We start from the raw sequence: 5854 nt of genomic DNA, 5'->3' as shown, positions 1-5854 counted from the left end.
ATAATTCACCTTTAGGCCAATTTATCGAAGCATTCCCATTGGCAGTGGATATAGTTACTTCCCCCTTAGCAGATCCCGTTTTAACCAGAGCGCCACCTTCTGATTTTTTTAATCCCAGCGGAAATGTGTTGCCGGTTAAAATCGCAGCCATGGCACGGCATATAGAGCTTTTACCTTGATGATTAGTACCTGCTAACAAGGCGAGTTTGGAAACGCTGATGTTTGCTTCTGAACAGCCCATAAAATTGCTAATTGTAAATTCCATGATTAATCCCCAAAGCTCCAGTCGTCTTCTGAATCGTCAGACGGATCATTCAAATCAGGAGCGTCTTCACTGTCCGGAGCCTCAAAAGGGGCTTCTGTTGATTTATCTTGTTCCTCATTTTCTGGGTTGGCTTTTTGTGCACTGTGATGCCCTTCGATAAATCTTTTCTTCAGGGCTTCCGATGTGCAATTTTCGCTGTAATCATTATCAAATTTTCCAGCATTAAATGCAGAGATCCCATCTTGAAAAGCTTGATCCAATTCGGCTTTTGTTGCCCGTGGTTTTCTTGATGGTTTTGTTTTTTCAGATTGAGTTTCTTCAACAATCTCAGCCTCAACTTCTTCTATGGCATCATCTGATGGATCAACTAAATCTGGGGCTGGTGAAACTGAATAATCTTGTGGGCCAAGGTCAATTACCTCGTCGTCTGTTGGCATCCCCATTGTAATCTCTGGCGCGTATAAGCGTCCAAAGAATGCAGCGGAACGATACCGCCCCATCAGACCTGGCATAGTTTTCCATTTTGAACCTGCCTTGCCATACCACCCTTCTTGCACGGCCATTTCAACAGTTACTTCAGGTCCTTCAATTTCCTCGCCACTTGATAAATCGGTGGCATAGGCAATGAAACTCGTATCTTTGATTTCTGTGGAAATTTTCCTGTATTTTTTCTGTTTGTTTTCCCAATACACTTCTGTGTATTCGACCTTTTTATTGCCTAGATCTTTTATTCTGTATCGCAGCGGTGAAAACTTCTTGCATGAATTCAAACAGGCAATAACCATTTGCGATGCAAGCGATGGCCTGCCGTGGATAATGTTTAAGTTTTGCATCAACATAAGAGGGCTTGCGTTTAACCGCCGCGCCATATCCAAGGCTATCAAACCATTACCTACTTTACCTTGGTAGATATCTGGCACCATATCACTGTCAATTAATGGCTTAATTATCCGTTGAGCTTCTTCAAAAGCCGTAATGTTGTTAAAGATATCGCCCTGTGGAATTACCTGAAGCGCATTATCTGTAACTTGAAGAGCGCCACTTGTGGTTTCTGTATTTCCCATTACTATTTTCCTTTAATGTTTTTGTGTGATTGACAAAATTTTGTCCCGAATGCGGGGCAATAATTGGGTGAACACATCATCGAATTTGGATTAGGCAAAAAGATCCAGTTTTCACCTGTTTCCTTGAATTTGATTAATCCAGATTTGATGTGTTTAATGGTTTCAGCAGCCCCTTTTTCGGCTACGGCAACACCATATTCGGTAACTATAGGATCTGGCTGAGGGACACGCTTACCAACTCTGGGCACATAAATTTCACGTAATCTTTCAACTTTATGCCCATTTGATTTTGCGAGTAAGCTGTACCCACCATATTGAGTTTGATTTGCTCGTTGCACGGAACCCGTTTTGAAATCTGCTATGCCATTGATTTCACGGATATCGATATGTCCGGAAAGTTCAAATCCATCCCCCAGATTAGCTTTAAAATGATCTTCGACTGCGACCGGATTAATATCTTTCCCAACGGTCTGTAAGATTATTTTTGCCTGCCTGATGGCCTGAACAATAGCCGCATCCATGTTGGTTGTTGTTTGATCCCAAACAACTCCGTCTTTGGTAGCATCCTCGATCGATGCAACAGCCAAAGCTTCCATATCTGCTTTTACTATTTCTTGCCCTTCCATCTTTTGAAGCATTGCATACCCGAGTGCTTCATGGGTTCCTGTGCCAATAATGGCGCCTATGCTCGGCAACATCGTTTTCAACTCATATCCAGCCGCCTTGACTTGCTCTGAAAATGACCTCGCAGCATATCGACGTTCACAATCTGGGTATTGAGGTAGTGAGCTTGCCCTGATTGTTGTCTTTGAATTTTTGCCGCCCTTAGACATCATGAATAATCCGTGAAAAATGACCTTTGTTGAAATGGCTGATCACCTGTCCATAGGTCATAGCTTTTACGTCATCACTGGCGATCCTGCGTTGCTTCAAAAGAAGGTCAGCCCCCGTGTAAACCCAAGCAACTAAACCAGATAGTGTATGGAATTTCAGAGTGTTATTCGTGACAGCCATCAGTTCATCCACCAAATTGTTTTTAACCAACGGATCTGTTGGCGAATTGGGTAGATAAAATACTTCTGGATTAGATTTTTGCGCCGAATAGGTGCTGTGTTTATTGGCTTCATTTTTCCCATCCCTGAACCAAAATACCGTTTCACCGATACTAAACGGTAAATTTACCGATTCGCAATACAAAAAATACCGCCAGTTGTTAATTGGCGGTATTTAAATCGTAAAACTAGGAGGGATAATTAAGCTACAAAGTACCGAAACGCGCCACAACGCGCCCGATTATTTCTAATTCATTTAAGTCAGAATTTTTTATTTCCCAAGCCGGATATTTAGGATTCTCCGCTCTGGCTTCATAACCATTTTTGGTAACAAATATTTTTTTAATAACAATTCCAGAAGACATTTTGACTGCAAGAACACGTCCATCTGCAAGTTCTTTATCGCTAACATCAATCAATACAATGTCATCATCATTTATGACTGAAACCATTGAATCACCGCTTGCCTTCATGGCTTTCAATCCATCTGGATTAATGCCCTTTAAAGTAAACCATGACTTAGGAAATACATAGGAATGCGTTGTATCACCTGGCATTGAGGCAACTCTAGCAAAGTCCCCCGTAGTCGCTAAATTATCATAACTGATTGAACGTTTGCTGGTTTCCTTCATCTTGTCATCAGACAATAAAGAGGGATCGACTTTTAATACTTCAGCTAATTTATTTATACGATGAGAACGAATCGATTTCGTCCTGCCATTCATCAAATTACGAATTACATCGCTCTTAAATTCGCATCTTTTTTCTAACTCTACATAAGATGGTATGCCCAAATCAGCCATACGTTGTCTAACAACTTTTGCAAGATTTGATAGTTCCGACATCATAATTCCCCACTGGTTCTGCCGTTTATACCTATTAATTTACCTATTTTCGGTATCTACGTAAAGTTAGTTTTACCGTTTGAGCAACAACCACTGGTAGTGGTGGTTAATTTTCATTAATTACGCAAGATATGGAGTGCTTTTAATTTTTTATTTTATTTCCCACTTGACCGAATCGGTAAATTCACCGTTAATCGGTAAATCGTCGGCATCTTGATAACTCTCAAGGGTCGCCCCACTGACCGGTTCAACTCCCATCCCGAACTTTGCCGACGATACTGGGATGGGAAAAGGGATGGGAATAATGGAATTAAGAACAAATCAAAAGCAGTTCATATCAGAGCTTGCTTCACACTACAGCCATGGCAGTACTGCACCGCTGGGCGTTGCACCTACTGGTATGGGGAAAACAGTTTGTATTTCCTACATGGCAAATGGTGCTGCGAAAAAAGGCAACCGCGTTGGTGTTATTGTGCATCGACAGGAACTCGTATCACAGACATCAATGGCTCTTGCCAAGATGGGCATATTTCATGGCCTTGTAGCATCGCAATCTGTCACATCAGCTACGATCAAAAACCAAATAAAACATCTAGGAAGATCGTTTTATAACAGCGATGCAAAGGTGATGGTTTGTTCAGTGCAAACCTTAGTAAGGCGGTTTAACACCGTTAGGCCTTTTGACTTCCTAATGATCGACGAGGCCCACCACGCAGTTGCAGGTCAATGGTCAAAAGTTATTGAATATATGCCAAAGGCTAAGTTACTTGGCGTTACAGCAACACCAGAAAGATTGGATGGTAAAGGCCTTGGCGTTGATTCTGGTGGCTGCTTTACTTCACTGGTTATGGGGCCATCAGTCCAATCACTTATGGATGATGGATTTTTAGCCCCTACCCGTGTCTTTGCACCACCTATGCAATTTGAAATAACTGGCATCAGAACCCGTGGCGGGGATTTTCACAACTCTGATTCAGCGGAACGATTGGATAAGCCATCAATCACTGGTGATGTGATCAGCCATTATAACAAGCTATGCCCTGGACAACCCGCAATAGCTTTCTGTGCATCTGTGGATCATGCCAAACATGTCGCAGAAAACTTTAAGGCTGCAGGTTATCGGGCCATGTGCGTCGATGGTGGAATGCATGATCACGCCAGACGTAATGCAATTGAAGCCTTGGCGACTGGGCATATGGATATACTTACCTCTTGCGACATCATCAGCGAAGGTACAGATGTTCCAGTTGTTACTGCTGCCTTACTACTTCGCCCAACAAAATCACTTTCATTACACTTACAGCAATGTGGGCGTGTTCTAAGGCCATATGAAGGCAAAAATTACGCATACATCATAGACCACGTGGGGAACAGTTTACGCTTGGGCCTGCCTGAAGATGAAAGGCAGTGGTCACTGGAAGGTAAAAAGAAACGTCTAGCCGAAAATGGCGACCAAGGCCCACCCGTCAGGCAATGTTTAAATTGTTACGCATGTTATCCAGCGGCACAATCTCAATGCCCAAATTGCGGAAAATCAGCCGTTAAAGAGGCCAGTAAGCTAGAACAGGTCGATGGCGATCTTGTCGAAGTGGATAAGCAAGCGCTTAAATTCCAGCGAAAACGGGAACAAGCACAAGCACAGACACTATCTGAACTTGTCGAACTGGGCCGTCGACGTGGAATGAACAACCCACATGCATGGGCCAAACACATATTCAAAGCTAGGACGAAGAAAACGGGAGGTAATCATGCCTTACCTCTCTGACCGTCAGCGAGTAGAACTAGCTTTACCTGCAAGGCTTCTGATACGTCCGGCCCAACGATGCGCCGAAGAATGGAACGGCGATGATAGCGAGATTTTAACTCAATTAGAAAATGCCTGTTACCAGCCACTTGAAGGGCTAGACCCAATAAAGAAGGCCAAAGTGGCGAAGCGAATAAATCGTATTCAAAAAGAACTGTTAAGCAGCTTTGAAAATCGCCCAGTCATGGTTGTCTTTCTGACAATTATCTACTGGCTAAATGATCTTTTGGAACGAGAAATTATTGTTCTTGATAGCAACAGTGATTTTGCTAAGGCCTGTGAAACTCTTTTCCCGATGTTGAATGAACACAGTGAACTGATTGATGGCATGTCAAAGTCAGCGGAAAAGAACGCCCGGCGCTTCAATGAGAAACTTAACAAAGGGGGTTACTACAATGGAGGATGACAAAACACAGGCCCGTTTGAATTGGGAAATGATGATGGAATGTTCTTATGATCGACTGCCTAGATGGTGGTACGACAGGGAGCAAAAAGAAGGCCATTTTGAGGAATGGTATCAAGCAAACAAAAGGGATGGGGAAAAGGAATGATAACACTCACAGGAACACAGGAAAAAGCAGTTTTAAATATTTTGATTTGGTTTGGTGAAACAGAAAAACAAGAATTTTACCTTGCTGGATATGCTGGAACTGGAAAAACCACAATTACCGAAGAAGCTATAAATAGGCTTAAAGAAAGGTATAAAATTAAAAATATCCTAACTGGGGCCTATACCGGAAAAGCAGCACATGTCATGCACAAAAAAGGGGCTGAAAACGCTCAGACTATTCACAGCATGATTTATCAACCTGTCGAAGATCCCC

At 42.6% G+C, this 5854-nt stretch carries 9 protein-coding genes; 4 read left to right on the top strand and 5 right to left on the bottom strand.

Annotation, left to right across the window (positions count from 1 at the left end):
* The 5 genes from Q0241_RS13190 to Q0241_RS13170 all read right to left on the bottom strand — a co-directional run.
* A partial coding sequence (locus tag Q0241_RS13190; protein ID WP_299378215.1) for a hypothetical protein occupies positions 1-265 on the bottom strand: 265 nt, incomplete at its 3' end.
* 2 nt (positions 266-267) lie between these two features.
* On the bottom strand, positions 268-1329 hold the full coding sequence (locus Q0241_RS13185) for a hypothetical protein (RefSeq protein WP_299378213.1): 1062 nt from the start codon (positions 1327-1329) through the stop codon (positions 268-270).
* A gap of 2 nt (positions 1330-1331) precedes the next feature.
* Positions 1332-2165, bottom strand: a complete 834-nt coding sequence (locus Q0241_RS13180; protein WP_299378211.1) for a PD-(D/E)XK nuclease family protein — start codon at positions 2163-2165, stop codon at positions 1332-1334.
* Positions 2155-2526: a hypothetical protein gene (locus Q0241_RS13175; protein ID WP_299378209.1), complete on the bottom strand. Its 372-nt coding sequence runs from the start codon at positions 2524-2526 to the stop codon at positions 2155-2157. Before Q0241_RS13175 ends, Q0241_RS13180 begins: the two co-directional genes overlap by 11 nt.
* 61 nt (positions 2527-2587) lie before the next feature.
* Positions 2588-3226 (bottom strand): S24 family peptidase, encoded by a 639-nt coding sequence (locus Q0241_RS13170; protein WP_299378207.1) that lies wholly within the window; start codon positions 3224-3226, stop codon positions 2588-2590.
* A gap of 304 nt (positions 3227-3530) precedes the next feature.
* On the opposite strand from Q0241_RS13170, the gene Q0241_RS13165 reads away from it, so the two are divergent.
* The 4 genes from Q0241_RS13165 to Q0241_RS13150 form a co-directional block, all read left to right on the top strand.
* Complete coding sequence (locus Q0241_RS13165; RefSeq protein ID WP_299378206.1) at positions 3531-4991, top strand: DEAD/DEAH box helicase; 1461 nt, start codon at positions 3531-3533, stop codon at positions 4989-4991.
* The gene (locus tag Q0241_RS13160) at positions 4975-5436 is read left to right on the top strand and encodes a hypothetical protein (protein WP_299378204.1); all 462 of its coding nucleotides are present in this window, start codon (positions 4975-4977) and stop codon (positions 5434-5436) included. The genes Q0241_RS13165 and Q0241_RS13160 overlap by 17 nt, the downstream gene beginning before the upstream one ends.
* Entirely contained in the window at positions 5426-5581 is a 156-nt protein-coding gene (locus tag Q0241_RS13155; RefSeq protein WP_299378202.1) for a hypothetical protein, read from the top strand. The genes Q0241_RS13160 and Q0241_RS13155 overlap by 11 nt, the downstream gene beginning before the upstream one ends.
* The coding region (locus Q0241_RS13150; RefSeq protein WP_299378200.1) for an AAA family ATPase at positions 5578-5854 on the top strand (277 nt) is incomplete at its 3' end. The genes Q0241_RS13155 and Q0241_RS13150, both read left to right, overlap by 4 nt.

Source organism: uncultured Kiloniella sp., assembly GCF_937128705.1.
In the GTDB taxonomy this organism is placed as follows: domain Bacteria; phylum Pseudomonadota; class Alphaproteobacteria; order Kiloniellales; family Kiloniellaceae; genus Kiloniella.
The sequence above is the reverse complement of the archived record's forward strand: the minus strand, read 5'-3'. Positions and strand labels throughout refer to the sequence as shown.

Coding starts and splice junctions, on each gene's coding strand:
- Q0241_RS13185 (WP_299378213.1), bottom strand. CDS start 1,329: ATGGGAAATACAGAAACCACAAGTGGCGCTCTTCAAGTTACAGATAAT.
- Q0241_RS13165 (WP_299378206.1), top strand. CDS start 3,531: ATGGAATTAAGAACAAATCAAAAGCAGTTCATATCAGAGCTTGCTTCA.
- Q0241_RS13180 (WP_299378211.1), bottom strand. CDS start 2,165: ATGATGTCTAAGGGCGGCAAAAATTCAAAGACAACAATCAGGGCAAGC.
- Q0241_RS13170 (WP_299378207.1), bottom strand. CDS start 3,226: ATGTCGGAACTATCAAATCTTGCAAAAGTTGTTAGACAACGTATGGCT.
- Q0241_RS13155 (WP_299378202.1), top strand. CDS start 5,426: ATGGAGGATGACAAAACACAGGCCCGTTTGAATTGGGAAATGATGATG.
- Q0241_RS13160 (WP_299378204.1), top strand. CDS start 4,975: ATGCCTTACCTCTCTGACCGTCAGCGAGTAGAACTAGCTTTACCTGCA.